23 protein-coding genes and 1 pseudogene are annotated in these 26,220 nt (G+C 71.0%); 16 read left to right on the forward strand and 8 right to left on the reverse strand.

The window, feature by feature from the left end:
• Nucleotides 1-60: 60 nt before the first annotated feature.
• From OG622_RS39125 to OG622_RS39145, 5 genes are all read left to right on the forward strand, one after another.
• Nucleotides 61-792: a hypothetical protein gene (locus OG622_RS39125; protein WP_371581354.1), complete on the forward strand. Its 732-nt coding sequence runs from the start codon at nt 61-63 to the stop codon at nt 790-792.
• A gap of 58 nt (nt 793-850) precedes the next feature.
• Nucleotides 851-1,759 (forward strand): class F sortase, encoded by a 909-nt coding sequence (locus OG622_RS39130; RefSeq protein WP_371581355.1) that lies wholly within the window; start codon nt 851-853, stop codon nt 1,757-1,759.
• Between the two features lie 664 nt (nt 1,760-2,423).
• The gene (locus OG622_RS39135; RefSeq protein WP_371581356.1) at nt 2,424-3,812 is read left to right on the forward strand and encodes an aldehyde dehydrogenase family protein; all 1,389 of its coding nucleotides are present in this window, start codon (nt 2,424-2,426) and stop codon (nt 3,810-3,812) included.
• Nucleotides 3,813-3,980: 168 nt separating this feature from the next.
• Entirely contained in the window at nt 3,981-5,066 is a 1,086-nt protein-coding gene (locus OG622_RS39140) for a Zn-dependent alcohol dehydrogenase (RefSeq protein ID WP_371581357.1), read from the forward strand.
• 275 nt (nt 5,067-5,341) lie between these two features.
• Complete coding sequence (locus OG622_RS39145; protein WP_371581358.1) at nt 5,342-6,685, forward strand: MFS transporter; 1,344 nt, start codon at nt 5,342-5,344, stop codon at nt 6,683-6,685.
• On the opposite strand, the pseudogene OG622_RS39150 reads toward OG622_RS39145, so the two are convergent.
• A pseudogene (locus OG622_RS39150) lies at nt 6,682-7,690 on the reverse strand (DMT family transporter). The gene OG622_RS39145 and the pseudogene OG622_RS39150 overlap by 4 nt on opposite strands.
• A gap of 75 nt (nt 7,691-7,765) precedes the next feature.
• Entirely contained in the window at nt 7,766-8,452 is a 687-nt protein-coding gene (locus OG622_RS39155; protein WP_371581359.1) for a TetR/AcrR family transcriptional regulator, read from the reverse strand.
• A gap of 95 nt (nt 8,453-8,547) precedes the next feature.
• On the opposite strand from OG622_RS39155, the gene OG622_RS39160 reads away from it, so the two are divergent.
• The 5 genes from OG622_RS39160 (at nt 8,548) to OG622_RS39180 (ending at nt 12,487) form a co-directional block, all read left to right on the forward strand.
• Nucleotides 8,548-9,699 carry an acyl-CoA dehydrogenase family protein gene (locus tag OG622_RS39160; RefSeq protein ID WP_371581360.1) on the forward strand — a complete coding sequence of 384 codons (1,152 nt, stop codon included), beginning with the start codon at nt 8,548-8,550 and terminating at the stop codon, nt 9,697-9,699.
• A gap of 90 nt (nt 9,700-9,789) precedes the next feature.
• Nucleotides 9,790-10,077, forward strand: coding sequence for a YiaA/YiaB family inner membrane protein (locus tag OG622_RS39165; RefSeq protein WP_371581361.1), 288 nt, complete (start codon nt 9,790-9,792; stop codon nt 10,075-10,077).
• A gap of 136 nt (nt 10,078-10,213) precedes the next feature.
• Nucleotides 10,214-10,840: a TetR/AcrR family transcriptional regulator gene (locus tag OG622_RS39170; protein ID WP_371581362.1), complete on the forward strand. Its 627-nt coding sequence runs from the start codon at nt 10,214-10,216 to the stop codon at nt 10,838-10,840.
• 235 nt (nt 10,841-11,075) lie between these two features.
• Entirely contained in the window at nt 11,076-11,786 is a 711-nt protein-coding gene (locus OG622_RS39175) for a glycoside hydrolase family 11 protein (protein ID WP_371581363.1), read from the forward strand.
• Nucleotides 11,783-12,487 (forward strand): polysaccharide deacetylase family protein, encoded by a 705-nt coding sequence (locus tag OG622_RS39180; protein WP_371581364.1) that lies wholly within the window; start codon nt 11,783-11,785, stop codon nt 12,485-12,487. Before OG622_RS39175 ends, OG622_RS39180 begins: the two co-directional genes overlap by 4 nt.
• Before the next feature lie 104 nt (nt 12,488-12,591).
• Here OG622_RS39180 and OG622_RS39185 read toward each other — a convergent pair whose 3' ends face one another.
• Nucleotides 12,592-13,053: a MaoC family dehydratase gene (locus tag OG622_RS39185; protein ID WP_371581365.1), complete on the reverse strand. Its 462-nt coding sequence runs from the start codon at nt 13,051-13,053 to the stop codon at nt 12,592-12,594.
• 108 nt (nt 13,054-13,161) lie between these two features.
• Here OG622_RS39185 and soxR point away from each other — a divergent pair, with 108 nt between their 5' ends.
• On the forward strand, nt 13,162-13,605 hold the full coding sequence (gene soxR / locus OG622_RS39190) for a redox-sensitive transcriptional activator SoxR (RefSeq protein ID WP_371581366.1): 444 nt from the start codon (nt 13,162-13,164) through the stop codon (nt 13,603-13,605).
• Nucleotides 13,606-13,805: 200 nt separating this feature from the next.
• Here soxR and OG622_RS39195 read toward each other — a convergent pair whose 3' ends face one another.
• Nucleotides 13,806-14,882, reverse strand: coding sequence for an RNA ligase (ATP) (locus tag OG622_RS39195; protein WP_371581367.1), 1,077 nt, complete (start codon nt 14,880-14,882; stop codon nt 13,806-13,808).
• Nucleotides 14,883-15,052: 170 nt separating this feature from the next.
• Here OG622_RS39195 and OG622_RS39200 point away from each other — a divergent pair, with 170 nt between their 5' ends.
• Together OG622_RS39200 and OG622_RS39205 are read left to right on the forward strand one after the other, a co-directional pair.
• Nucleotides 15,053-15,763: a hypothetical protein gene (locus OG622_RS39200; RefSeq protein WP_371581368.1), complete on the forward strand. Its 711-nt coding sequence runs from the start codon at nt 15,053-15,055 to the stop codon at nt 15,761-15,763.
• A gap of 130 nt (nt 15,764-15,893) precedes the next feature.
• Nucleotides 15,894-16,415: a hypothetical protein gene (locus tag OG622_RS39205; RefSeq protein ID WP_371581369.1), complete on the forward strand. Its 522-nt coding sequence runs from the start codon at nt 15,894-15,896 to the stop codon at nt 16,413-16,415.
• A gap of 115 nt (nt 16,416-16,530) precedes the next feature.
• On the opposite strand, the gene OG622_RS39210 is transcribed toward OG622_RS39205, so the two are convergent.
• Entirely contained in the window at nt 16,531-17,133 is a 603-nt protein-coding gene (locus OG622_RS39210) for a hypothetical protein (protein WP_371581370.1), read from the reverse strand.
• A 336-nt stretch (nt 17,134-17,469) separates the two neighbouring features.
• On the opposite strand from OG622_RS39210, the gene OG622_RS39215 reads away from it, so the two are divergent.
• The gene (locus tag OG622_RS39215) at nt 17,470-20,274 is read left to right on the forward strand and encodes a penicillin acylase family protein (protein WP_371581371.1); all 2,805 of its coding nucleotides are present in this window, start codon (nt 17,470-17,472) and stop codon (nt 20,272-20,274) included.
• A gap of 87 nt (nt 20,275-20,361) precedes the next feature.
• Here the strand turns inward: OG622_RS39215 and OG622_RS39220 are convergent, their stop codons facing one another.
• Together OG622_RS39220 and OG622_RS39225 are read right to left on the reverse strand one after the other, a co-directional pair.
• Complete coding sequence (locus tag OG622_RS39220; protein WP_371581372.1) at nt 20,362-21,681, reverse strand: serine-threonine protein kinase; 1,320 nt, start codon at nt 21,679-21,681, stop codon at nt 20,362-20,364.
• A 125-nt stretch (nt 21,682-21,806) separates the two neighbouring features.
• Nucleotides 21,807-23,060 carry an exo-beta-N-acetylmuramidase NamZ domain-containing protein gene (locus OG622_RS39225; RefSeq protein ID WP_371584360.1) on the reverse strand — a complete coding sequence of 418 codons (1,254 nt, stop codon included), beginning with the start codon at nt 23,058-23,060 and terminating at the stop codon, nt 21,807-21,809.
• Nucleotides 23,061-23,293: 233 nt separating this feature from the next.
• Between OG622_RS39225 and OG622_RS39230 the strand changes: the two genes are divergently transcribed.
• Together OG622_RS39230 and OG622_RS39235 are read left to right on the forward strand one after the other, a co-directional pair.
• Nucleotides 23,294-24,058 (forward strand): SDR family oxidoreductase, encoded by a 765-nt coding sequence (locus OG622_RS39230; RefSeq protein WP_371584361.1) that lies wholly within the window; start codon nt 23,294-23,296, stop codon nt 24,056-24,058.
• 143 nt (nt 24,059-24,201) lie between these two features.
• Entirely contained in the window at nt 24,202-24,795 is a 594-nt protein-coding gene (locus tag OG622_RS39235; RefSeq protein ID WP_371581373.1) for a TetR/AcrR family transcriptional regulator, read from the forward strand.
• 207 nt (nt 24,796-25,002) lie between these two features.
• Here the strand turns inward: OG622_RS39235 and OG622_RS39240 are convergent, their stop codons facing one another.
• Nucleotides 25,003-26,217, reverse strand: a complete 1,215-nt coding sequence (locus OG622_RS39240; RefSeq protein ID WP_371581374.1) for an acyl-CoA dehydrogenase family protein — start codon at nt 26,215-26,217, stop codon at nt 25,003-25,005.
• Nucleotides 26,218-26,220 lie beyond the last annotated feature (3 nt).

Consider the following 26,220-nt stretch of genomic DNA (forward strand, 5'->3'; position numbering starts at 1 on the left):
TGGCAGAGAGTCAGGCGAAAGAGCGATTTGTATGAAAATCGTCTGACTCGGAGGTTCTGTATGTCCACCTCGTCCCGCCCCCGCCCCGCCGGAGTGCGCGCGAGTGCCGCCGCCGTCCTCGCGGCACTCACCGTCACGGGAGCCGGCCTCATCACGGCACCGGCCGCCGTCGCCGCCCCGGGTGACCCCGACGTCGTGATCCACAAGGTGGGCTTCCCGTTCGACAACCAGCGCAACCAGCCGCTGGTCTGCGACTTCTATCTCTCCGCCTTCAACTTCCCCAAGGACTCCACGCCGTCGCAGCGCATCAGCTGGACGATCGACCGGGAGCCGCCCGCACCGCGTACCGACCCCGTCGCCACGGGCGAGATGCCCCTCGCGACCGACGGCACCGGACACAGCACGCCCGTGGCGCCCGAGAACGCGGCACGGCTCCCCGACGGGGAGTACGTGCTGACCTGGAGGACCGTCGGGGGCACGCTCGAGGAAGGGCGCAGGGAGATCACCGTCGACTGCCCGCTCACCGCTCTCGCCGGTCCCGAAGGCACCCGTCCCGAAGGTTCCCGTGTCGAGGGCGCCCGTCCTGAAGGTTCCCGTGTCGAGGGCGCCCGTCCTGAAGGTTCCCGTGTCGGGGGCGCCCGTCCTGAAGGCGCCGTCCCGGCCGGTGCCGGCGGTCTCGCCATGACCCAGAACTTCGCGCCGGTCGCCGGCGCGGCCGCCGTGGGCCTTGCCGCGGTCGGCGGGGTGGCCTACCTGCGGCTGCGCCGTCGCCACGCCGATGGCGCCGCGTAGACGCCGGCCGAGGCCCTGGTACCGGACGCGCGCCTACCGCCTGACGCGGACGGTCGTGATGACCGTCGCGCTGGTGGTGGGCGGCGTCCACCTGGCGGAGGACAGGGAGCGGACCGCATCCGCCGAGGACCGCTCCGCCTGGGCCGACACCGGGGCGCGCGATGCGGGGGCGCCGCGCGGCCAGGCGTCCCTGTCCTTCACGCCCTCACCACCCGACGAGCCCGCACGCGCCACGTCCGCACACACGGCACCCGAGCAAGACGCCAAGCCGACCGAGCGCACACGGCCGACCGAGCACACTGAGCCGGCCGAGCACACTGAGCCGGTCGAGCGGGTGGGTCCGAGCCCCGCCGAGCCGGAGGAGCCCACTCCCGCCGCGCCCACCGGAGCGACCCCCACCCGACTCACGGACCCGGCCCCCGCCGAGCCTCCGCGGCCCGCCCCCACCACCACCCCGGCCGAAGCGAAGAGGCCCGCCCTTCCCCGTACGCTCCCACCCTCCCCGGCGAAGACCGTCACCATCCAGTACCTCGGCATCGAGGCACCGGTGACCGGGCTCCGCCTCGACAGCAGGCGGCGGCTTCCCGCGCCGCCGGACGACAGGCCCGAGCTGGTCGGCTGGTACGCGGAGGGGCCCGCGCCCGGCGGGCCCGGCACCGCGGTCGTCGTCGGCCACCGGGACACCCGGACGGGCCCCGCCGTCTTCGCCTCGCTGGACGTCATCAAGCCGGGCCGCATCGTGGAGGTCCTGCGGGCGGACGGACGCACCGCCGTCTACACCGTTGACGCCGTGAAGACGTACGAGAAGAGCCGCTTCCCCGACAAGGAGGTGTACGGCCACCGCGGCCGCCCCGAACTGCGCCTGATCACCTGCGGCGGGACGTACGACCGGTGGAAGGGTTACGCGAGCAACGTCGTCGTCTTCGCCCACCTGACCGGGACCCGGGAACCCGCGCGCAAGCCGTGAGCAGGCGCGCAGGGCGCGTTTCGTGCGCCTCGGCGAGCCCGTGAGGGCGTACTGGCCCACGCGCGGCCCGGCTCCGGCGCGGCGAGGGATCCGGAACCGGTGATCCCGCCAAGAGGACACATGACCGCGCACTCCACCGTTCCTGTGGACTGAGCGGGGGTTGGTCCGTTCAGCCGCGCGCCCCGAACGGTCCTGGGCGAGCTGGTCCGGTCCGGGAGGCCCCCGCGGCCGGAGGCCGCTGATGGACACAGCCCTGCGCGACCTGGCCAATTGGGTACGGCCAGAGGCGACTCACACCGGTGGAACAGGGCCCCGTACGCCGACGCCGTACCCGGGCGTCCCAGATCGCACGACCACGCTGACCCGAACGGCCCAGGACACCGCAAGCCCGGAAACAGGACATCACACGATCGAGCTAACTCGACCTCACGCGCACTCCTTGGCGAGCAGCTACCAACCCCCACGCACTCCCACCATCCGCACGGGCACCCCGTCCCCGTCCTCCGCACCCGGAGTGGCTCCTCCGCGCCTGGCGCGCCCGGGGCACTTCTCCGTACGCCGGGCCGCCGACGAGTCCTGCCTCACTCCCCGCGGCTCTGGTGCCGGAAAACTATCAGAGCTAGTTTTTGGGGCGGACGACCACGCCCGCCCGGGAGGCAGCACGATGAAGGCACACGACGGCATGTACATCGGTGGTACCTGGCGGCCCGCCGCGGGGACCGACACGATCGAGGTCGTGAACCCGGCCGACGAGCAGGTGATCGACCGGGTCCCGGCGGGAACGGCCGAGGACGTCGACGCCGCCGTACGAGCCGCGCGTGCCGCCCTCCCCGGTTGGGCCGCCACCCCACCCGCCGAACGGGGCGCGATCATCGGCGCGCTGCGCGACGCGCTCGCCGCGCGCCGGGAGGAGATCGCCGAGACGGTGACGGCGGAGCTCGGCTCGCCGCTGCCGTTCTCCCAGCGGGTGCACGCGGACCTTCCGGTCGCGGTCGCCGGTTCGTACGCCGACCTGGCCGCTCGGCACGCTTTCGAGGAGAAGGTCGGCAACTCGACCGTCCACCACGAGCCCATCGGCGTCGTCGGCGCGATCACCCCCTGGAACTACCCGCTCCACCAGATCGTCGCCAAGGTCGCCCCTGCCCTCGCCGCGGGCTGCACGGTCGTCCTGAAGCCCGCCGAGGACACCCCGCTGAGCGCCCAGCTCTTCGCTGAGGCCGTCCACGAGGCGGGCGTACCCGCCGGCGTGTTCAATCTGGTCACCGGTCTCGGCCCGGTCGCCGGGCAGGCGCTCGCCGAGCACGACGGCGTCGACCTGGTCTCCTTCACCGGGTCCACGGCGGTGGGCCGGCGCATCGCCGCGACCGCCGGGGCCGCCATCAAGAAGGTGGCCCTGGAACTCGGCGGCAAGTCCGCCAACGTGATCCTCCCGAGCGCCGACCTGACCAGGGCGGTCGGCGTCGGCGTCGCCAACGTCATGTCCAACTCCGGCCAGACGTGCAGCGCCTGGACCCGCATGCTCGTCCACTCCTCCCAGTACGACGAGGCCGTCGAGCTGGCCGCCGAGGCCGTCGCGAAGTACGGCGACCGCATCGGCCCGCTGGTCAACGCCAAGCAGCGGGAGCGGGTGCGGGGTTACATCGAGAAGGGCGTCGCCGAGGGCGCCCGTCTGGTCGCCGGCGGCGTTGAACCCCCGCGCGAGCAGGGCTATTTCGTCAGCCCCACCGTCTTCGCCGACGTGACCCCGGAGATGACCGTCGCCCAGGAGGAGATCTTCGGTCCGGTCCTGTCGATCCTCCGCTACGAGGACGAGGACGATGCCCTGCGGATCGCCAACGGCACGGTCTACGGGCTGGCCGGTGCCGTCTGGGCCGGCGACGACACCGAGGCCGTGGCCTTCGCGCGCCGCATGGACACCGGCCAGGTGGACATCAACGGCGGGCGCTTCAACCCGCTGGCCCCCTTCGGCGGTTACAAGCAGTCGGGAGTGGGCCGCGAACTCGGCGCGCACGGTCTGAGCGAGTACCTGCAGACCAAGTCCCTTCAGTTCTGAGCGGGTTCGGGCCGACGGCGGGGACGGTGCCGCATCGCGATCACGCGGAGGCCGAGACGGGTGCCGACCGAGAGCCGGAGCCGTCGGACGAACCGTTCCCGCCTGCCGGACGTTGCCGTCTGCCGGACCGAGCGAGTCGTTTCCAGCGAGCGTAGGAGAGTCGTCCCCATGGCCGTTCGTGCCGCCGTACTGCCCGCCGTCGGTGCCCCGTTGGAGATCACCGGGATCGAGCTGCCGGACCCCGGGCCCGGCCAGGTCCGGGTGCGGCTGGCAGCCGCCGGGGTCTGCCACTCGGATCTGTCGCTGTCCGACGGCACCATGCGGGTACCGGTGCCCGCCGTGCTCGGCCATGAGGGCGCGGGCACGGTCCTCGCGGTCGGCGACGGGGTCACCCATGTCTCGCCCGGCGACGGCGTCATCCTCAACTGGGCTCCCTCATGCGGGAGTTGCCACACCTGCTCGCTCGGCGAGGTGTGGCTGTGCGCGAACGCGCTGCTCGGCTCCGGGAACGTGTACGCCCGGCGGGCCTCCGACGGCGCCGACCTTTACCCCGGTCTGAACGTGGCCGCCTTCGCGGAGGAGACGGTTGTGGCCTCCGGGTGCGTGCTTCCCGCCCCGGACGGCGTCCCGCTCACCGACGCGGCCCTGCTCGGCTGCGCCGTCCTCACCGGCTACGGCGCGGTCCACCACTCGGCGCGGGTCCGGGAGGGCGAGACCGTCGCCGTGTTCGGGGTGGGCGGGGTCGGGCTGGCCGCGCTGCAGGCCGCGCGGATCGCGGGCGCCTCCCGGATCGTCGCGGTGGACGTCTCCCCGGCGAAGGAGGAGCTGGCCCGTGCGGCGGGAGCCACGGAGTACGTCGTCGCCTCCGAGCAGACCGCCCGCGAGATCCGTGCCCTGACCGGCAAACAGGGTGTGGACGTCGCCGTGGAGTGCGTCGGCCGCGCGGTCACCATCCGGGCGGCCTGGGAGTCGACCCGGCGCGGCGGCCGCACCACGGTCGTCGGCATCGGCGGCAAGGACCAGCAGGTCACCTTCAACGCACTGGAACTCTTCCACTGGGGCCGCACCCTCTCCGGCTGCGTCTACGGCAACTCCGACCCGGCACGCGACGTCCCGGTCCTCGCGGACCATGTCAGGGCCGGCCGTCTGGACCTGGGCACCCTGGTGACCGACCGCATCTCCCTGGACGACATCCCGACGGCCTTCGACAACATGCGAGCGGGCAAGGGCGGCCGGGCTCTGGTGACGTTCTGACCCGTCCGAGGGTGATGCGTGGCCGCTCGCGCAGTTCCCCACGCCCGTGACGGCGCGGGGCGCGCCCGGCGTGCATCGAGGGCGCGCGCCCGTGACGGCGCAGGGCGCGCCCTGAGCGCTTCGAAGGCGTGGGGAGCTGCGTGAGCAACCGCCGCCTACCCGCGGCCGCACAATTCACCCCTCACGCGAACCCGTCCCTGCATGCCCGTTGACCTCCATACCGTCCGGTCAGTACGTTCCCCGGAACGTCCCCGCACCCACCGGAGTGTGCTCGTATGGACACCGCTCCTTCCACCCCGTCCGTCCCCCAGCCGCCCGCACCCACCACCCCCCGCCCCCAGAGCCACCGCAAGGTCGCCACCGCCGCGGCCCTCGCCTCGGCCGTGGAGTGGTACGACTACTTCGTCTTCGGCATAGCCGCCGCCCTGGTCCTGGGCGACCTCTACTTCCCGGCCGGCAGCTCCTCCGCCGGAGTGCTCGCCGCGTTCGCGGCCTTCGCCGTCGGTTTCCTCGCCCGACCCCTCGGCGGCATCGTCGCCGGTCACCTCGGCGACAAGCGGGGCCGCAAACCCATGCTGGTCCTGGCCCTCACCCTGATGGGCCTCGCCACCACCGCCATCGGCCTCCTCCCCACGTACGAGACGATCGGGATCGCCGCTCCGATCCTGCTCGTCCTCCTCCGGGTCGCCCAGGGCGTCGCCGTCGGCGCCCAGTGGGGCGGCGCGATGCTGCTGGCCACCGAGTACGCCCCCGAGGGCAAGCGCGGGGTGTACGGCAGCTTCGTCCAACTCGGCGTGCCCATCGGCGTGGTGAGCGCCAACACGATGTTCCTCGTCGTGGGCGCGACCACCGACGACTCCGCGTTCACCGCCTGGGGCTGGCGCGTGCCCTTCCTGGTCGGCCTGTTCGTCCTCGGCCTCGCCTGGTACATCCACCGGCACGTGGAGGAGACCCCGGAATTCCGGGCGGCGGAGCGGGAGTTGGCGGAGAAGGAGAAGGGCGAGCAGAGCTCCCCGCTCAAAACGATCCTCCGCGGTCACCTCGGCACGGTCTTCCTGGCCGGCGGCTCCTTCGCCGTGAACACCGCGACCTTCTACATCCTCATCACCGGCGTCCTCGACTACACCACCCGCGAACTCGACATGAAACGCGGTGCGGTCCTCGCCGTCTCCCTCTGCGTCAGCCTCACCCAGCTGGTGCTGATCCCCGCCGCCGCGGCCCTCTCCGACCGTGTCGGCCGTATCCGCGTCTACGCGTTCGGCGCGGTCGGCATCGCCCTGTGGGCCGTCCCGCTGTTCCTGCTCATCGACACCGGCTCCCTGCTGTGGCTCGCCGTCGGCACCTTCGTCGCCAGCTGCTTCCTCAGCATCATGTACGGGCCCCAAGCCGCCCTGTTCGCCGAGCTGTTCACCCCCGAGATGCGCTACACGGGCGCCTCGCTCGGCTACCAGATCGCGGCGGTCCTCGGCGGCGGCCTCGCCCCGTTCCTGATGGTCCTCCTCCTGGAGGCCACCGGCACGTCCATGGCGGTGTCCGCGTACATCATCGGGCTCTCGGTGATCGCCCTCGTGTCGATCAAGATCCTTGCGGGGAGGGCGAGTTCACGAGCGGACGGCTAGCCTCGCGGCCCGGGTCGCGGTTCCGGAACGACATCCGGGGCCGCGGCCTCCGCGCCGGGCGCCGCCGCCCGCGTACGCGCCCGGGACCGCGACACCGCCACTCCCGCCAGACACAGCGCGCCACCGGCCAGTGTGAGCAGCCCCGGAACCTCGCCGAGGGCCAGCCACGACATCAGCACGACCAGCGCGGGCACGGCGTACGTGGTCGCGCCCATCCGGCTCGCGGTCGTACGGGCGAGGGCGTATGCCCAGGTGGTGAAGGCGAGGGCGGTCGGGAACACGCCCAGGTACACCATGTTGAGCGTCGCCGAGATCGGCGCGTCAGCCACCTCCCGCACCAGCTGCCCGGCGAACGGCAGACAGTCCCCCACTCTCGGCTGCGCTCGAGCGGGAGGGGCCCCCATCCGCACCGACGAGACAGCCGAACGTGGTCACCTGCAGCGGGCTCGCCGAGCCCAGCGCGGGCTTCTGCGCGACGACCCCCGCCGCGTACCCGACGGCCGCGAGCACACAGAGGACGACACCCAGCACCGAGCCCCCGCCCTCGCCGGACATCGACAGCCCGACGGCGACCGCGCCCGCGAACGACACCGCCATGCCGGCGAGCAGCCGCGGCGGCATCGGGTCGCCCAGCAGCCGGGCGCCGAGCAGGGCGATGAGGATCGGTCCGATGTTCACGACCAGCGCCGCCGTGCCCGCGTCGACCTGCTGCTCGCCCCAGTTCAGGGCGACCATGTAGAACCCGAACCACAGCACCCCGGACACCGCGATGCCCCGCCACGCGGCCCGCGGCGGCAACCCCTCGCGGCGCACCAGCCAGATCGCCCCCAGCGCCACCACCCCGGCCAGCAACCGCCCGAGCGCCAGCGCCCCCGGCGAGTACGCCTCCCCGGCGCTCCGGATCGACACGAACGCCGACGCCCACAGCACGACGGTGACGACCGCCGCCCCCGCCGCGAGCAGTTCGACCTTACGGGTGGGCGTGGACCGGGAGTCGTTCGTCATGGGGTCGAGGCTAGGTGAGGAGGCCGGTGGGAGGCTCGCGGATTTCGGACGCCCAGCTCGGGAGGGTACGTGGCATCACGGCTGCGGGTGGTTCGTGGCCGGGTCGCGCGGTTCCCCGCGCCCCTGACGGGGCCCGACCTGCTCGTACTGCTGCTCCAAGCCGTCCAGCAACGCCCGCAGCCCCACCTCGAACGCCCGCTCGTCCACCTTCTCCTGCTGTTCCGCCAGCAGATGGGCCTGCCCGAGATGGGGATAGTCGGACGGGTCGTACGCGCTCTTGTCGTCCACGAACCCCCCGGCGAACGACCCGATCGCGGACCCCATGATGAAGTACCGCATCAACGCCCCGACGGACGTGGCCTGCGCGGCCGGCCACCCCGCCTCGACCATGGCCCCGAACACGACGTCGGCGACCTTCAGCCCCGCGGGCCGCCGCCCGGGCCCCCGGGCGAGGACGGGCACGATGTTCGGATGGTCGCGCAGGGCGGCCCGGTAGGAGACCGCCCAGTCGTGCAGAGCGGTCCGCCAGTCGCGCCCGTCCTCGAACATCGACAGGTCGACCTGCGCGCTCACCGAGTCGGCGACGGCCTCCAGGATCTGGTCCATGGTGCGGAAGTGGTTGTAGAGGGAGGGTCCGCTCACTCCCAGCTCGGCGGCGAGCCGTCGCGTGGAGACCGCCGCCAGCCCCTCCGCGTCCACCAGCGCCCGCGCCGTCTCCACGATGCGGTCGGTGCTCAGCAAGGGCTTGCGCGGTCGGGCCATGGCGCACATAGTAGGGCTGCACCATAAAACTAGCAGTGATAATTTAAGCGTGAATGGCCATGCCCGAGCGTGATCTGTGGATGGGGTGATCCGACGTGAACCTGGAGCTCAGCGAGGAACAGACCGCCGTACGCCGGCTCGCGGGAGACTTCGTGGAGCGCGAGATCGCCCCGCACGTCATCGCCTGGGACCGGGCGGAGGAGGTCGACCGGGCCCTCGTGAAGAAGCTGGGCGAAGTCGGCTTCCTGGGGCTCACCGTCGACGAGGAGTACGGCGGCTCCGGCGGTGACCACCTCACGTACTGCCTGGTCACCGAGGAGCTCGGCCGGGGCGACTCCTCCGTGCGCGGCATCGTCTCCGTCTCCCTCGGCCTGGTCGCGAAGACCATCGCCGCCTGGGGCGACGAGGAGCAGAAACGCCGCTGGCTGCCGGGGCTCACGGCGGGGCAGTACGTCGGCTGCTTCGGCCTCACCGAACCCGGCACGGGCTCCGACGCGGGCAACCTCACCACCCGCGCGGTCCGGGACGGCGACGAGTACGTCATCAGCGGCACCAAGATGTTCATCACGAACGGCACCTGGGCCGACGTCGTCCTTCTCTTCGCCCGCTCCACCGACGCCCCCGGCCACAAGGGCATCTCCGCCTTCCTCGTCCCCACCGACGCCCCCGGCCTGACCCGCCGCGCCATCCACGGCAAGCTCGGCCTGCGCGGCCAGGCCACCGCCGAACTGGTCCTGGAGGAGGTCCGCGTCCCCGCCTCCGCCATGCTCGGCCCGGAGGGCAAGGGCTTCACCGTCGCCATGTCCGCGCTCGCCAAGGGCCGGATGTCGGTCGCGGCCGGCTGTGTCGGTATCGCCCAGGCCGCACTGGACGTCGCGGTCCGCTACGCCACCGAGCGCGAGCAGTTCGGCAAGTCCATCGCCCACCACCAGCTCGTCCAGGAACTCATCAGCGACATCGCGGTCGACGTCGACGCCGCCCGGCTTCTCACCTGGCGCGTCGCCGATCTCGTCGACCGGGGGCAGCCCTTCGCCACCGAGGCCAGCAAGGCCAAGCTCTTCGCCTCCGAGGCCGCCGTCCGCGCCGCGAACAACGCCCTGCAGGTGTTCGGCGGTTATGGCTACATCGACGAGTACCCGGCCGGAAAGCTCCTGCGCGACGCCCGCGTGATGACCCTCTACGAGGGCACCAGCCAGATACAGAAACTGCTCATCGGGCGGGCGCTGACAGGGGTTTCGGCGTTCTGAGCCGCATGCGAGCCGGTCTGAGTACCTGGGACCGCCGACTGAGTATCCCGACGGATGCGGTCCGGGCCGCCGCCGGCGAACCATGTCCCCATGAGTGAGACACCGGGCAAGCAGCAGAACACGGCGGCCTTCTACGGCCAGGCCGTCGCCTCCTTCGCCGTCGCCATGGCGGCCACCACCGTCGGCATCTACAACCTCGACGCCGACACCTGGGTCCGCGCCTTCCTGGCCGTCGCGGTCCTCTACCTCGTGACCTCGTGCTTCACCCTGGCCAAGGTGATCCGTGACCGGCAGGAGGCCGGGCGGCTCGTCAGCCGGGTCGACCAGGCCAGACTGGAGAAGCTCCTGGCGGAGCACGACCCCTTCGAAAAGCTCTGAGGAGCCCCGGCCCGGCAGGGCTCGGCCCTTGCGGCCCGTGCGGCCCGTCCGGCACGGCCCTGAGCGGGCCTTCTAAGCGCTCGCTCACCTTTCGGCGGTATGGTGGTGCCCAGCCATCGGAAGGGGCGAACGAGCGATGAGTACGGCGGAGGACCCGGCGGGCGGCGAGCCGCAACCGTGGGGCGAGGTCAACCCGGACGCGGCCCGGCGGCTGCTGGTGGCCGCCGTGGAGGCCTTCGCCGAGCGTGGGTACCACGCGACGACGACCCGTGACATCGCGGGCCGCGCGGGCATGAGCCCCGCCGCGCTGTACATCCACTACAAGACGAAGGAAGAGCTGCTCCACCGGATCAGCCGCATCGGGCACGAGAAGGCCCTCGACGTGCTGCGTAACGCGGCGGAGTCCGAGGGGAGCCCGGCCGACCGCCTCGCCGAGGCCGTGCGCTCCTTCGTCCGCTGGCACGCCGGGCAGCACACCGTGGCCCGCGTCGTCCAGTACGAACTGGACGCGCTCGGCCCCGACGCCCGCGCCGAGATCGTCACCCTCCGCCGGGAGAACGACGCGGCCGTGCGCGGCATCATCGAGGACGGCGTCGCCGCCGGCGACTTCGACGTCCCCGACGTCCGCGGCACCACCATCGCCGTCCTGTCCCTGTGCATCGACGTCGCCCGCTGGTTCAACGCCAACGGCCCGCGCACCCCTGACGAGGTCGGCAGCCTCTACGCGGACCTCGTCCTGCGCATGGTGGGCGCGACGAAGTGACCTGACACGGCGATCGGATAATTCTTCGAAACATTCGAATAATCGCCGGGCGATCCTGTGAGTGGGAGGCGTCGGCCCTGTCGTCCAGCCTGATGCGGGTCCCTGCAATACGCGCACGCGGGCAGGGTCGAATGTTTCGTTCCCGGTGCCGAAACTATTGACAGTTGACAGGGGCAGGCCAACACTCCGTGGGTGACAGGGCGAACCCCCATCAGCCCGAGGAGGACGCGCGCGTATGAACGACGCACCCGCACCCGCACCGGCACCCACTCCCGCCCCGCCCCCGAGCCGCAGGCTCTTCATGACCGGTCTCTGTACGACCGCGCTGGCCGCCGCGACCGCGGTGGCCCTGCCCGGCACCGCCCACGCGGACACGGTCGTCACCACCAACCAGACCGGCAGCAACAACGGCTTCTACTACTCGTTCTGGACCGACGCCCCGGGCACGGTCTCCATGACCCTGGCCTCCGGGGGCGGTTACCGGACCTCCTGGAGCAACACCGGGAACTTCGTCGCCGGCAAGGGCTGGAGCAACGGCTCCCGCAGGACCGTGACCTACTCGGGCACGTTCAGCCCCTCCGGCAACGCCTACCTGACCCTCTACGGCTGGACGGCCAGTCCGCTCGTCGAGTACTACATCGTCGACAACTGGGGCACCTACCGGCCCACGGGAACGTACAAGGGCACGGTCACCAGCGACGGCGGCACGTACGACATCTACAGGACGACGCGGTACAACGCCCCGTCCGTCGAGGGCAACCGGACCTTCGACCAGTACTGGAGCGTCCGTCAGGCGAAGCGGACGGGCGGGAACATCACCACCGGCAATCACTTCGACGCCTGGGCCCGCGCCGGGATGCCCCTCGGCAGCTTCAGGTACTACATGATCATGGCCACCGAGGGATACCGGAGCAGTGGCAGCTCCAACCTCACGGTGGCCCCGTGAACACCGGACCGCGCCGCTCGTTCCGTCTCCTGGGCAAGCGGCTGGCCGTCGTCGGGGCGGCCTTCGCGACCACCGTCCCCCTCACACTCACGGCCGCCGCGGCAGCCCCGGCGCCGGCCGCCGCCTGCAACGGGTACGTCGGCCTCACCTTCGACGACGGCCCGTCCGGCAACACGTCGGCCCTGCTCGGCGCGCTGCAGCGGAACGGGCTGCGGGCCACGATGTTCAACCAGGGCCAGTACGCCGCCGCCAACCCCGCCCAGGTCCGGGCCCAGGTCGCCGCCGGCATGTGGGTGGCCAACCACAGCTACACCCACCCGCACCTGACCCAGCTGAGCCAGGCGCAGATCGACTCGGAGATCTCCCGGACCCAGCAGGCCATCGCCGGCGCGGGCGGCGGCACCCCCAGGCTGTTCCGGCCGCCGTACGGCGAGACCAACGCGACGGTGAGGTCGGTCGCGGCCAGGTACGGCCTGACCGAGATCATCTGGAACGTCGACTCACAGGACTGGAACGGCGCCAGTGCGGAGTCGATCGTGCAGGCCGCCGCCCGGCTCACCAACGGCCAGGTCATCCTCATGCACGACTGGTCCGCGAACACACTCGCGGCGATCCCGCGCATCGCGCAGGGGCTGGCAGGCCGAGGCCTGTGCGCCGGGACGATCTCGCCGCAGACCGGCCGCGCCGTGGCACCCGGGTAGCCGAGCACCGCTCCCGGGTACCGGAACACCCGTGGCGCGGCGGTCGCGACCGCCGCGCCACTTCACCGTCGGCTCGTCGACCCGTCGGTTATCGACCCATCGGCTCAGAAGTAGTACCGGGACACCGACTCCGCCACACACACCGGCTTGTCCCCGCCCTCGCGCTCCACGAGGACCGCGGCCGTGACCTGCACGCCGCCGCCGACCTCCGTGACCTCCTGGAGGGCCGCCGTGGCGCGCAGCCGAGAACCGACCGGCACCGGCGCCGGAAAGCGGACCTTGTTGGTGCCGTAGTTGACGCCCATCCTCACGTTGTCGACCTTGAGCACCTGAGGAACGAGCAACGGCAGCAACGACAGGGTCAGATAGCCGTGGGCGATGGTCGTCCCGAAGGGTCCTGTCGCCGCCTTCTCCGGGTCCACGTGGATCCACTGGTGGTCACCGGTGGCCTCGGCGAACAGATCGATCCGCTTCTGGTCGACCTCCAGCCAGTCGCTGTACCCCAGCTGCTCACCCACCGCCGCCTTCAGTTCCTCGGCGGATGTGAAGATCCTCGGCTCTGCCATGTCCCGGCCTCCCTGATCCCAAATGTCTAAGCAACTGCTTAGCATGGTCGGCCGCGCGGTCCCTGTCAACGGACCGTGACCCTATCGGGTATGGGTAGGGTCGGAGGGGTGCCCCAGATCCCTGAGAAGATCCACGAGTTGACCGTCGGCCAGCTGTCGGCCCGTAGCGGTGCCGCCGTCTCCGCGCTGCACTTCTACGAGTCCAAGGGGCTGATCAGCAGCCGCCGCACCACGGGCAACCAGCGCCGCTACAGCCGTGACGCCCTGCGCCGCGTCGCCTTCGTCCGGGCCGCGCAGCGCGTCGGCATCCCGCTCGCCACGATCCGCGAGGCGCTCGCCGAGCTGCCCGAGGAGCGGACGCCGACCCGCGAGGACTGGGCCCACCTCTCCGAGGTCTGGCGGTCCGAGCTGGACGAGCGGATCAAGCAGCTCAACCGGCTGCGCGACCACCTGACCGACTGCATCGGCTGTGGCTGCCTGTCCCTGGCCACTTGCGTGCTGTCCAACCCCGACGACGTCTTCGGCGAACGGCAGAGCGGCTCCCGCCTCTAGGTGGAGCGCCGGAGGGTGGTCGAACAGGAGAAGCGGGAGAAGCGGGAGAAGTAGGAGGAACAGGAGAAGCAGGAGGAGCGAGAGAAGGAGCCCAGGGTTGCCGCTGAGCAACTCCCGGGCTCCCCGGCCCCACGAGTCCCCCGAAGATCCCGTGGGGGGCCTGTTCGCACTCGGCCCCGGTTCTCACCCTGCCTCGGCACTCACTCGTACTCGGTGCCGCCCTTGCGGGTCAGATACGCGGGGCTGACCGCCTTCGCGACGGCCCGCCCGCCGGTCACCGGGCTGTACCGCTCGGTGGCCGACCGGATCACGACCCCCTCACGCAGATGCAGATCGTGCCCGGAGACCGTCTCCCGGCCGTCGGCCACCTCCAGCACCCGCTCGATGGCGTACGGGCCCTCGTACAGCCTCGGCACCAGCGGCAGTTCGCCGTCGAGCAGCTCGGACAGCTCGGCCGAGTCCAGCCAGCGGACCTGGCCGTCGATGTCGGCGGAGACGTCGAACACGGCGTAACCGAGCGTGTCGCGACGGCCGTCGGCGCCGTACGACAGGTCCTGCACCCCGGCGCCGTACACCTCACCGAAGACGCCGACCCGGCGCGCCCCCAGCCGCTCGGCGAGCCGGGCCGCGGCTTCGGTGACCCGGTGGCCGTGGACGGCACGCCAGTACAGGTTGCGCGGGTCCTCCTTCAGCGCGAGGGACTTCGAGCCGAAGCCCTTCGAGGACACCTGGACGCGGCCGTCCTCGGTGAAGTACGTCACCAGGCAGGCCGTGCCGTGCAGCTTCTCCGTCAGGACGATCCGCTCGCCGGGCGTGAAGATGTCGGGATAGCGCTGGATGTTCTCGATGTCGACCCAGGGCAGCAGATCCGGCGCCGACTCGACCTCGCCGTTCATGGTGGGCGGGATCGGCGGCGCCCATTTGACGATGCCGAGCCGCTCCGCGAAGTCCGTGCCGTCCGTGACGGCCGCCGTCAGGTCCACGTCCGCGAGCGCCCGCGGACGGCAGACGATGCCCTGCGACAGCTCGCCCCGCAGCCGTACCGCCTTCACCCGGTCCGACCTGCTCCCCGCGAGCCGTCCGGTCAGCCCCAGCTCCTCGATCAGCGCGGCCGGGAGCACGGACTGCTCGGGGACGTAGACGGCGGTGTCACCGGTGCGGTACACGCCCTTCGCCACGACGGCTCGGTACAGGCCGACCTGGGCCAGTTCGAGTGCGTCGGCGTTCGGGTGTTCGTGGATCGTCAGCACTTCGGCGGTGACACGCAGCGTCGACATGGGGGCTCTCCCTCGGTTCCTGGGTCGCTCAGGGCTGTTTCATCGCCCCCAACTGTCCGTACGGGAAAGGGGTGGAGCGAGGGGATTTGCGGCTGGTAGGGTCGCGATCTTCGGTCGGCGGACCCGGGAGCGGACGGGCGCGGCACGGAGTACCGACGGGACCGATTCCCTTGTTCTCAGCCGCCCTTGAGGCCGCACTCGCGGACATCGACACGATCTTCGACGGCTTCTCCAGCCCGAACGAGACCGGGTGCGGCCGCTGCCACCTGCCCGAGGAGACCGCGTACCTCCGCACGCCGTACACGCGCGTGCCGCCGGACGTGCTGAAGCAGTACATGTTCGAGGTCTCGAACCACTTCGACGACCACGCCGCCTCGATGCGCCGACTGCTGCCGCAGGCCGCGCGGGCACTGGCGGACGGCACGCTCCACCTCGCCGGGGGGTGGAAGCCCCTCGGGCTGAGCGAGGTCGACCGGCGCCGGTGGCCCGCCGAACAGGCCGCCGCCGTCGAGGCGTTCGTCCACGCCTGGTGGGAGGGCAACCTGGCGAGGGCCCGGCCGCCGCAGCCGGTCGGTGACGTCTTCGAGGCCTGCGCCGGGCTTCTCGGCACCGCCGTGCCGCTGCTCGACCGCTGGCCCGCGGGCCCGGAGGCCGACGCGCATCTCGCGCGCTGCGTCGACTCCTGGATCCACGACCTGCTGCTCGACGCTCCGCCGTTCTCCCGGCTCGCCCCCGACATCGAGAGCGCCGTCGTACGCGACCTGCGGACCTGGCTCGCCGCCGAGGCACCCGCTCGCATCGAGCCCCTGGACTACGGCCTCGCCGTGCGCGTCGGCGTACTCGGGCTGCCCGCGCCGGAGCGCTGGGACCGCCTGCCGTGAACCCGTGAACCTGTGAATCGACGCACCCCGGCGCGTTCCGCCTCCGCGGTGCAACCGCTTTCGCCGAGACTGTGTCATGGACACGGAGGGGGGCGGCACGGCACGCCCTCGGGCAAGGAAAGGGGCGCTGGTGAGCGTCGTCATCTGTTCGCTGAAGTGGGAGAAGGCGCACTCGGGGGTGCAGAGGATCGCCTACGACCCGGACGGCTACCACCTGGTGCGCTTCCCGTACGCGCAGAGCGAGGAGTCGTACGACCCCTGGAAGATGCACGACCCGGCGAACGGCGGCGACACCGCGTCGAAGTTCCCCGACCCGCGCTCCGGACTGATCTGGCCCAGCCACAACGGCTGGGGTGTGCTGTCGGCGATGGTGTTCTGGGAGGCGGACCCCAGGACGCTGGAGCACCGGGCCCGCTTCGTGCGCGATCCCCTGAACCTGACGAAGAAGAAGTACGACTCGACGGGCACCACGGACAGCGCGTCCACGCGGGGCGGCCAGTTCCGCACCTACACCTGGCAGATGTTCGTGCACAAGGGCATACCGCTCGGGCTGAAGATATCCGCGCGTGGGTCGGGGGACACCAGGCGGGCCACGACGCTCACCCTCGCCGAGTTCAAGCTCGCCATCCACACGGACGTCAAGAAGCCGTAGTCGTCACGCCGTACCTGTGTGTTGTCTCCGCGCTGTGTTGTCTCTCCGCGTCGAACCCGCGCGCCGTACGTGCTCATACACGGGGGTGCGGCATCCCCGGCGCACCCCCGCCGGGCTACGCCGAGATCAGCAGCCGTCCGCGCCGGGACTCCGCCAGGGCCTCGGCCGTGAGCACCGGACGTGGCACCACGATTCCGCACTCCGTGCACACCGGGCCCGAGGACGGTTCGTGGGCCAGGTCGTACATCCAGACGAGGCGATCGCCGTCGCACACCGGGCAGGTCGAGCCCGGTTCGCGCTCCAGCGCGGCGATGAGCCGGCGCAGCACCTCCGCCATCGGTCCACGGGGATGGACCTTCGGGTCGTCGCACCAGGCGACTCCGAACCCGCCCCAGGTCAGCCGGTGCCAGTCGTCGACCGTGCCCGGCCTGCGCAGCCCGTCGTGCTTCTCCTTCTTGCGGCGCTGCGCGAACTGCAGCTCGTAGTCGAGCCAGACGGAACGGGCCTCCTCCAACTCCTCCAGTGCGGCCACGAGCCGCGCCGGGTCGGGGTTGCGGTCCTCGGGGCCGAACCCGGCCCTGGAGCACAGGTGGTCCCAGGTCGCCCGATGCCCGTAGGGGGCGAACCGCTCAAGGCACTTGCGCAGCGAATAGCGCCGCAGTGCCAGGTCGCACCTGGGATCCCGCACCTGTCTTGCCAGACTCCGGAAACCGGCCATCGCCCTGCACCTCCGTCACACCTGCACCTGTACTTCGGTCACTTCGGCGTCGTCGTCGGGACGTCGCCGAATAGACGTATCGACACGCGATTCGGCTCCATCCGATTTCCGATGACCTCCATAAGTCGTCAACTGAGCCGTTCACGGACCATTCCTGCCTACGCCTGACCGCCTCTGACTTCTTCTCGTCTGCTTTACGACTACTTCTGAGTACCTGTTCACGCTGTCAGTCACCTGTCCGGGAACGGTGATCTCCAAAACGTGACGCATGTTCATCTTCAAACGCGGGGATACCGGCGGTAACATCCGGCCCCACCCCCGTCGGGAGGAACTGCCATGCCCTGGCGCACCCCACGCACCACACTCGACAGACTGAGAACTCCCCGTAGATTCACGGAGTTCCTCAAGGCCGCTTCGATATGCGCACTCGTTGCCGGTCTTTTGTCGCCTCTTTCCCCGGCTTCCCCCGCGGCGGCCGCCGACACCGAGGCCGTCGCGGCCGCGGCGGTGACCGACCACTGCGGCGGACAGTGTTCCGACATCCTGCCGCCCGGTCAGAACGGCAACGCGACGCTCGCCCAGATCCTCGCCAACCAGGCCTTCGGCTCCATGCCGGAGAACGCGAGCAACCAGCTCGGCCCCTACAACAACCTGGCCACCGGCTACTCGGGCCTCACCAACTCCACGATCAACACCTTCTTCAACGACGCCTCCTTCGGCGTCCCCTCCGGCCAGGTCGCCTCCACCCTGAACCCGGCCGGCCGCACCGACGTCACGATCGTCCGTGACAAGAAGACCGGTGTGCCGCACATCACGGGCACCACCCGCTACGGCACCGAGTTCGGCGCGGGCTACGCGGCCGCCCAGGACCGGCTGTGGCTGATGGACGTCTTCCGGCACGTCGGCCGCGGCCGGCTGACCCCCTTCGCGGGCGGCGCCGCGTCCAACCAGGGCCTGGAACAGGAGTTCTGGCGCCACGCCCCCTACACCGAGGCCGACCTCCAGGCCCAGATCGACAAGGCGGTGGCCACCAACGGCGAGCGCGGGCAACTGGCCCTCGCCGACGTCAACGCCTACGTCGCCGGCATCAACGCCTACATCGACGCCTCCGACAGTGGCCGCTACTACCCCGGCGAGTACGTCCTGACCGGCTACAAGGACTCCGTCACCAACGCCGGCACCATCGAGCGCTTCAAGCCCACCGACCTGGTCGCCCTGGCCTCCGTCATCGGAGCCCTCTTCGGCTCGGGCGGCGGCGGCGAGGTCAACAACGCCTTGTCCCTGCTGGCCGCCCAGGAGAAGTACGGCGTCACCGAGGGCGCCAAGGTCTGGGAGTCCTTCCGCGAGCGCAACGACCCCGAGGCCGCCCTCACCGTCCACGACGGCAGCTTCCCGTACGCCACCAAGCCCACCGACCCCCAGGGGATGGCCCTGCCCGACGAAGGCACGGTGACCGAGGAGCCGCTCGTCCACGACCGCACCGGCAGCGCGGCCACGGCAGCCTCCGCGACCGTTTCCACCAAGGCCACCGACACGGCCCTCAGCTCCGCCCGGCGCGGCATGTCCAACGCCCTCGTCGTCAGCGGTGAGCACACCGCGAGCGGGCGCCCCATCGCCGTCTTCGGCCCACAGACCGGTTACTTCGCCCCGCAGTTGCTCATGCTCCAGGAGATCCAGGGCCCGGGCATCAGCGCCCGCGGCGCCTCCTTCGCCGGCCTGAGCATGTACATCGAACTCGGCCGGGGCCAGGACTACGCCTGGAGCGCCACCACCTCCGGCCAGGACATCATCGACGCGTACGCCGTCGAGCTGTGCCAGGACGACGTCCACTACCTGTACCACGGCACCTGCACGGCCATGGAGAAGATCGAACAGACCAACTCCTGGAAGCCCACCACCGCCGACTCCACCCCGGCCGGCTCCTACCGCATGCAGGTCTGGCGCACCAAGTACGGCCCCGTGACGCACCGTGCGACGGTCGGCGGCAAGAAGGTCGCCTACACCACCCTGCGCTCCTCGTACCTGAACGAGGCCGAGTCGATCATCGGCTTCCAGATGCTGAACGACCCGGACTTCGTCAAGGGCCCGGAGACCTTCCAGAAGGCCGTCCAGAACATCAACTACACCTTCAACTGGTTCTACGCCGACTCCACCCGCACCGCGTACTACAACAGCGGCGACAACCCGGTGCGCGCCGCGACCGTCGACCCCGAGTTCCCGGCCTGGGCGCAGCCGGCGTACGAATGGCGGAACTGGAACCCCACCACCAACACCGCCGACTACACCGCGCCCTCCGCCCACCCCAACTCCATGGACCAGGACTACTACATCTCCTGGAACAACAAGCAGGCCGCGGACTACACCACCGCCTCCTGGGGCAACGGTTCCGTCCATCGCGGCAACCTCCTCGACGACCGGGTGAAACGGCTGGTCGCCGCGGGCGGCGTCACCCGGGCCTCGCTGACGAAGGCCATGGCCGAGGCCGGCCTCGCCGACCTGCGCGCCGAGGACGTCGTCCCGGACCTGCTCAAAGTCATCAACAGCAGCACGGTCACGGACTCCACGGCCGCCGCGGCGGTCACCAAGCTGCAGACCTGGGTCACCTCCGGCTCCAAACGCACGGAGACCGCGGCCGGCTCCAAGACCTACGCCAACGCCGAGGCGATCCGCATCCTGGACGCCTGGTGGCCGCTGCTGGTGAAGGCCGAGTTCGAACCCGGCCTCGGCACCGACCTGTACACCGCCATGGCCGCCAACCTTCCCATCGACGAGTCCCCGTCGGCCGCGCACGGCCCGACCGGCTCCCACGCCGGCAGCTCCTTCCAGTACGGCTGGTGGAGCTACGTCGACAAGGACATCCGCTCGGTGCTGGGCGAGACGGTGCGGGGTCCGCTGGCGAACCAGTACTGCGGCGGCGGCAGCCTCAGCGCCTGCCGCACCCTCCTGATCAACTCCCTCAAGGAGGCCGCCGGCAAGACCGCCGCACAGGTCTACCCCGGAGACGCGTACTGCTCGGCGGGCGACCAGTGGTGCGCCGACTCGATCATCCAGCAGCCCCTGGGAGGCATCAAGCACAACAAGATCAGCTGGCAGAACCGGCCCACCTACCAGCAGGTCGTGGAGTTCACCTCGCACAGGTGAGCGCCGGGCAGCACCGGTAGGAGCCGGTGAGAGCCGGTGCGTGCGCCGGTGCGTGCCGGTGAGAGCGTGACGGCGGCGGGCCCGGGATCAGGCGATACGGCCCGCCGCCAGCACCACCCTCGCCAACTCCCGGTGACAGATGTCGCTGTGCGCGCCCGAGGGCGCGCCGCCGCGTCTCACCACCGCCGCCGCGTCGATGTTCACGCAGCCCGATGTCGGCAGCTGGGTCCTGAGGGCGTCGGCCAGTTCGAACGACCGGGTGCCCTTGACCGCCCGCACCCCGCCGTAGCCGAGGGCTCCCCACTTGGTGCCGAGGAGACTGTTCACGCTCAGGCCCAGCACCGTCCGTGCGTCTCCCGCCATCCGGGAGGCTAGCGGGTAGATCGTGCCGAGCGCCGTGTCGTGCCTGGAGTGGCAGCACACCAACGGTCCGTCGATGCGTTTGTGCCGGCCGTTCAGTACACCGCTCGCGCGGGGGTCGTGGGGCAGGCGCGCGGCGAACGCGTAGTGGGAAAAGGCCGCCTGAAGGAGCGTCACCGATTTCACGGTGTGCACCCCTTCAGGGAGCCCGCGCAGCGCGAACGACACGAGACGCGCGCCGAAGCTGTGCCCGACGAGGTGCACCCGCACGTTCGGTGCCGTCCCCGCGAGCTGCCCGAGCAGCCGCCCCAGCCCACGCTCGCCGACCGTCCCCGCCCGGCGCTTCATCGCGAAGTACGTGGCCTGACGAAGGAGTTCATGGGCGCCGTCCCAGGCCTGCGGAGGAGTGGGCACCGCCCCGGTCATCACCCCCGAGGCCTCGACCTCCGCCAGCGCCAGCGCGAAGTCCGCGCACACCGCCGCCGCGTCTCCGCACAGCATCCCGGGCGTACCCTCCGGGACCCCCTCCGTGATGGTGTCCGCCGTGAACGCGCCCTGCGGCCCCTGCGGGGGCACCTCCACCAGCAGCCGTACGAGCCTGCCGAACTCCTCCAACGAAGCGCCCTCGTCCGGCCGTTGGTCCAGCAGCCGTGCGAGCTCCTCGACGACGGTGGCCCGCCCGGGGAAGACCTCCAGCAGTGCGTGCCGGGTGTTCTTGTCGAGCGTGGGGCGGCCGGGCGCCACCGCCGGGACCGGCTTGAGGTCCGGGATCGGCTCGTCCGAGAACCGCATCGAGGGCCACAGCACGCCCACATACCCCAGCTTCGCGTGCGGCGCGAGTGCCGGGAACGGGGCGAGGAAGCGGCTGTACAGCCGGGTCGCGCCGGACCGGTCGCTGTTCCAGCCGTGCGCGAAGACGACCAGGTCCACCACCCCGCGCCGCCGGACCCCGCCGAGCAGCCGGTCCCGCTGACCGGTATCCACGTCCCCGTCCGCGTCGAAGGTCAGTTCCCAGTAGGGAGTCACGCTCATTTCCGGATCCGCCATGACGAGCCCCCTTCGGCCCCCGTTGGTGGTGCGCTCAGGCGCATGGTCCTGCGAACGGCGAAGGATGGCCATACGTCACGTAGGGCCCTTGGCACCGACTCTCGGGTGCGCGGTGGATACGCCCGCTACCGGTACAACAGGTACTCCTTGCGCACCTTGCGGAACGCCGTCAGCTCCGCCTGCCAGCCCGCCACGACCTCGTCCGTGTCGGCCCCCGCGTCGATCATCGTCCGCACCCGCGCCGAACCGGTCAGCTTGTCGATCCAGTTGTCCGGACGCCAGGCGAAACCGCTCCACACCCTCCTGGCGGTCACGAGGAGGCCGATCCCGGTGCGCACCGGGTCGTAGGCGGCCCGGTCGTGGAGATGGATCTGTACGCCCCCGATGGTCTTCCCCTGGAACTTGGAGAACGTCGGGGCGAAGTACGCCTCCCTGAAGTGCGCGCCGGGCAGGCCGAGTTCGCTCACGGCGGCGGCCCACCGCCGGTCGACGCCCTCCGCGCCGAGCAGTTCGAACGGCCGCGTGGTGCCGCGCCCCTCCGACAGGTTCGTCCCCTCGAAGAGACACGTCCCCGCGTACACGAGCGCGGTGTCCGGTGTCGGCATGTTCGGGCTCGGCGGCACCCAGGGCAGCCCGGAGTCGTCGAAGAACCGCGACCGCTTCCACCCCGACATCAGTACGGTCTCCAGCGGCACGGGCGTGGTGAGGAACTCCTCGTTGAACAGCCGTGCCAGCTCCGCCACCGTCATCCCGTGCGCCTGCGAGATGGGCTGCCGCCCGACGAACGTCGCGAACTCCTTGTGCAGCACGGGCCCTTGGGCGCTCCGCCCGGTCACCGGGTTCGGCCGGTCCAGTACGACGAATCGCTTCCCGGCGAGCTGGGCCGCCTCCATGCAGTCGTACAGCGTCCAGATGTACGTGTAGAAGCGGGCGCCCACGTCCTGGATGTCGAAGACGACCGTGTCCACGCCGGAGGCGGTGAAGATGTCCGCGAGCGGACGGCCGCTCTTCAGGTAGGTGTCGTAGACCGGCAGCCCGGTCGCCGGGTCGTCGTGGCGGCCCTCGGAGCCGCCGGCCTGGGCGGTGCCCCGGAAGCCGTGCTCCGGGCCGAAGACGGCTCCGAGGTCCACGCGGTCGTCGGCGTGCATCACGTCGACGATGTGGCGGGCGTCCCGGGTGATGCCGGTGGGGTTGGTGACGATGCCGACCTTCTGACCGCCGAGGGTCCGGTAACCGTCGGCGGCCAGTCGCTCGAAGCCGGTGCGAAGGCCTTGGCGGGCCGCCTCGGCCGGGGGAGCGGTGGTGCGGCTCGCGGTGGCGGCCGTGGAGGCGGTGGCTGCCGTGGCGGCGGCGAGGAAGGCGCGGCGGGAGAGGTGCATGGGGGTGACCTCCGTCATCGCGGGAAGCGGTGTTATGTGCAAGCTAAGCGCTTCCCCGGGTGGTTTGTAGTCCGCGGGCCGCAGGTGGCCGATCGCGCCCACGCGGCGGAGCCGCACCTGTCACGGCCCCGCGCCCCCGAAAAGCGGGTGGCGCCCCTTCTCGTTGACATACCGACTGGTTAGTCTGACTGTCTGGCTTGAGCCGTTCGTGTGCGTCGTGTCGAGGGAGAACGATCGTGGATGTCGTGCGGGGTGCGGGTGTGGTCGTCACAGGGGCCGGTGGCGGGATCGGGGCCGCTCTGGCGCGGCGGTTCGCGGCCGAGGGTGCCCGGGTCGTGGTGAACGACCTGGACGGCGACCGGGCGAAGGCCGTGGCCGACGAGATCGGGGGGATCGCGGTGGCCGGGGACGCGTCCACGATCATCGGCGAGGCGCGCGACGCCCTCGGCGGCACCGTGGACGTGTACTGCGCCAATGCCGGAGCCGCCTCCGGCGGGACGGAAACGGCCGACGAAAAGGTGTGGGCGCTCGCCTGGGACGTCAATGTGATGGCGCACGTCCGGGCGGCCCACGAACTGCTTCCGGCGTGGCTGGAACGGGGCAGCGGACGTTTCGTCTCGACGGTCTCGGCGGCGGGGCTGCTCACGATGATCGGCGCGGCGCCCTACAGCGTCACCAAGCACGGCGCGTACGCCTTCGCCGAATGGCTGTCCCTCACCTACCGGCACCGGGGCATCAAGGTCCACGCGATCTGCCCGCAGGGAGTGCGAACCGACATGCTGACGGCCTCCGGCAGCGCCGGCGACCTGGTGCTCGCGCCCACCGCGATCGAGCCGGAGGACGTGGCCGACGCGCTCTTCGAGGGCATCGACAAGGACCGCTTCCTGATCCTGCCGCACCCCGAGGTGGCCGGTTTCTACCAGGCCAGGGCGGCCGACCCGGAGCGCTGGCTGACGAACATGAACCACATCCAGCGGAAGTGGGAGACGACGGGCTGACGGCCCTGCCCGGCGCACGGGTGCCGGAGAGTGGGATGATCCTCCGGCGGGAGCGCCCGATTCCGGCCGGTAGGGAACCGGCCGGGGGCCGACGGGCGACCACCGGCAGGCGACAACAGAACCTCGGAAGGCAGGTGGCGGCAGTGCCCAGGACGACGGACGGTGACGGTACTCCCGTCCCTCAGCGGCTGCTGGCCGCCGCCACCCGGCTCTTCGCCGAGCGTGGCTACGACCGCACCTCCGTACAGGAGATCGTCGAGGCGGCCGGCGTCACCAAGGGCGCGCTTTACCACTACTTCGGCTCCAAGGACGACCTGCTGCACGAGGTGTACGCGCGCGTGCTGCGCATCCAGCAGGAGCGGCTCGACGCGTTCGCGGGGGCCGACGCGCCCGTCGAGGAGCGGCTGCGGGGTGCCGCCGCCGATGTCGTCGTCACCACCATCGACAACCTCGACGACGCGATGATCTTCTTCCGGTCCATGCACCACCTGAGCCCCGAGAAGAACAAGCAGGTCCGCGCCGAACGCCGCCGCTACCACGAACGCTTCCGCGCGCTCGTGGAGGAGGGGCAGGAGGCGGGCGTCTTCTCCAGGGCCACCCCGGCCGACCTGGTGGTCGACTACCACTTCGGCTCGGTCCACCACCTGTCGACGTGGTACCGCCCGGATGGCCCGATGGCCCCCCAGGAGGTGGCGGACCACTTGGCGGACCTGCTGCTGCGCGCGCTGCGGCCGTAGGGGGCCTGGGCGCCTGACAGCTCGGGGGTGCGGGTGCGTCGGCGGGTGCGGGTGGTTCGTGGTTGCTCGCGCAGTTCCCCGCGCCCCTGAAAAGCAGGGGCTGCGCCCCGTGCTTTTCAGGCCCGCAGGGGCCTGATCTTTTAGGGGCGCGGGGAACTGCGCGACCAGCCCCCACCGGACCCGCAGCCGACAACGAACCCCCCGCCGCTACACGTACCGCTTCAGCTCCCGTCGCGCCAACGACCGCTGGTGCACCTCATCGGGCCCGTCCGCGATCATCAGCGTCCGCGCCCCCGCGTACAGCTCGGCCAGCGGGAAGTCCTGGCTGACACCCCCCGCGCCGTGCAGCTGAATGGCCCGGTCGATGATGTCCACGACCGTCCGCGGCGTAGCGATCTTGATGGCCTGGATCTCCGCGTGGGCCCCCTTGTTGCCCACCGTGTCCATCATCCACGCCGTCTTCAGCACCAGCAGCCGCAACTGCTCCACCGCCACCCGCGCGTCGGCGATCCAGTTGTGCACGACCCCCTGCTGCGCCAGCGCCTTGCCGAAGGCCTCCCGCGCCACCGCCCGCCGGCACATCAGCTCGATCGCCCGCTCGGCCATCCCGATGAGCCGCATGCAGTGGTGGATACGCCCCGGTCCGAGCCGCGCCTGCGCGATGGCGAAACCGCCGCCCTCCTCGCCGATCAGGTTGGCGGCCGGCACCCGCGCGCCCTCGAAGATCACCTCGGCGTGACCGCCGTGGGAGTGGTCCTCGTAGCCGAACACCCGCATCGCGCGCTTCACCGTGACACCGGGAGTGTCACGCGGGACCAGGATCATCGACTGCTGACGGCGGATGTCGGCCCCGTTCGGGTCCGTCTTGCCCATCACGATGAAGATCTGACAGTCCGGGTTCATCGCCCCGGAGATGTACCACTTGCGCCCGTTGACGACATAGTCGTCACCGTCCCGCTCGATCAGTGTGGTGATGTTCGTGGCGTCCGAGGAGGCCACCTCCGGCTCGGTCATCGCGAAGGCCGAACGGATCTCACCGGCGAGCAGCGGCTCCAGCCACTGCTTCTTCTGCGCCTCGTCGCCGAACTGGCTCAGCACCTCCATGTTGCCCGTGTCGGGCGCGGCGCAGTTCAGCGCGGTCGGCGCCAACTGCGGGGACCGGCCCGTGATCTCGGCGAGCGGTGCGTACTGGAGGTTGGTGAGCCCGGCCCCGTACTCGGAGTCGGGCAGGAAGAGGTTCCACAGGCCCTGCCTGCGGGCCTCGGCCTTCAGCTCCTCCACCACGGCGGGTGTGTCCCACGGCGAGGCCAGCTCGGCACGCTGCTCCTCGGCCACGGCTTCCGCCGGGTACACGTACTCGTCCATGAAGGCGAGGAGCTTGGCGCGCAGCTCCTCCGTACGGGCGTCGAATGCGAAGTCCATGGT

Origin of the sequence: Streptomyces sp. NBC_01314 (assembly GCF_041435215.1) — a bacterium.
GTDB lineage: Bacteria > Actinomycetota > Actinomycetes > Streptomycetales > Streptomycetaceae > Streptomyces.

Bases quoted from the DNA above. Each gene is read 5' to 3' on its own strand.
- OG622_RS39125 (WP_371581354.1), top strand. From the start codon at position 61: ATGTCCACCTCGTCCCGCCCCCGCCCCGCCGGAGTGCGCGCGAGTGCC.
- OG622_RS39130 (WP_371581355.1), top strand. From the start codon at position 851: ATGACCGTCGCGCTGGTGGTGGGCGGCGTCCACCTGGCGGAGGACAGG.
- OG622_RS39135 (WP_371581356.1), top strand. From the start codon at position 2,424: ATGAAGGCACACGACGGCATGTACATCGGTGGTACCTGGCGGCCCGCC.
- OG622_RS39140 (WP_371581357.1), top strand. From the start codon at position 3,981: ATGGCCGTTCGTGCCGCCGTACTGCCCGCCGTCGGTGCCCCGTTGGAG.
- OG622_RS39145 (WP_371581358.1), top strand. From the start codon at position 5,342: ATGGACACCGCTCCTTCCACCCCGTCCGTCCCCCAGCCGCCCGCACCC.
- OG622_RS39155 (WP_371581359.1), bottom strand. From the start codon at position 8,452: ATGGCCCGACCGCGCAAGCCCTTGCTGAGCACCGACCGCATCGTGGAG.
- OG622_RS39165 (WP_371581361.1), top strand. From the start codon at position 9,790: ATGAGTGAGACACCGGGCAAGCAGCAGAACACGGCGGCCTTCTACGGC.
- OG622_RS39170 (WP_371581362.1), top strand. From the start codon at position 10,214: ATGAGTACGGCGGAGGACCCGGCGGGCGGCGAGCCGCAACCGTGGGGC.
- OG622_RS39175 (WP_371581363.1), top strand. From the start codon at position 11,076: ATGAACGACGCACCCGCACCCGCACCGGCACCCACTCCCGCCCCGCCC.
- OG622_RS39185 (WP_371581365.1), bottom strand. From the start codon at position 13,053: ATGGCAGAGCCGAGGATCTTCACATCCGCCGAGGAACTGAAGGCGGCG.
- OG622_RS39195 (WP_371581367.1), bottom strand. From the start codon at position 14,882: ATGTCGACGCTGCGTGTCACCGCCGAAGTGCTGACGATCCACGAACAC.
- OG622_RS39210 (WP_371581370.1), bottom strand. From the start codon at position 17,133: ATGGCCGGTTTCCGGAGTCTGGCAAGACAGGTGCGGGATCCCAGGTGC.
- OG622_RS39215 (WP_371581371.1), top strand. From the start codon at position 17,470: ATGCCCTGGCGCACCCCACGCACCACACTCGACAGACTGAGAACTCCC.
- OG622_RS39220 (WP_371581372.1), bottom strand. From the start codon at position 21,681: ATGGCGGATCCGGAAATGAGCGTGACTCCCTACTGGGAACTGACCTTC.
- OG622_RS39225 (WP_371584360.1), bottom strand. From the start codon at position 23,060: ATGCACCTCTCCCGCCGCGCCTTCCTCGCCGCCGCCACGGCAGCCACC.
- OG622_RS39240 (WP_371581374.1), bottom strand. From the start codon at position 26,217: ATGGACTTCGCATTCGACGCCCGTACGGAGGAGCTGCGCGCCAAGCTC.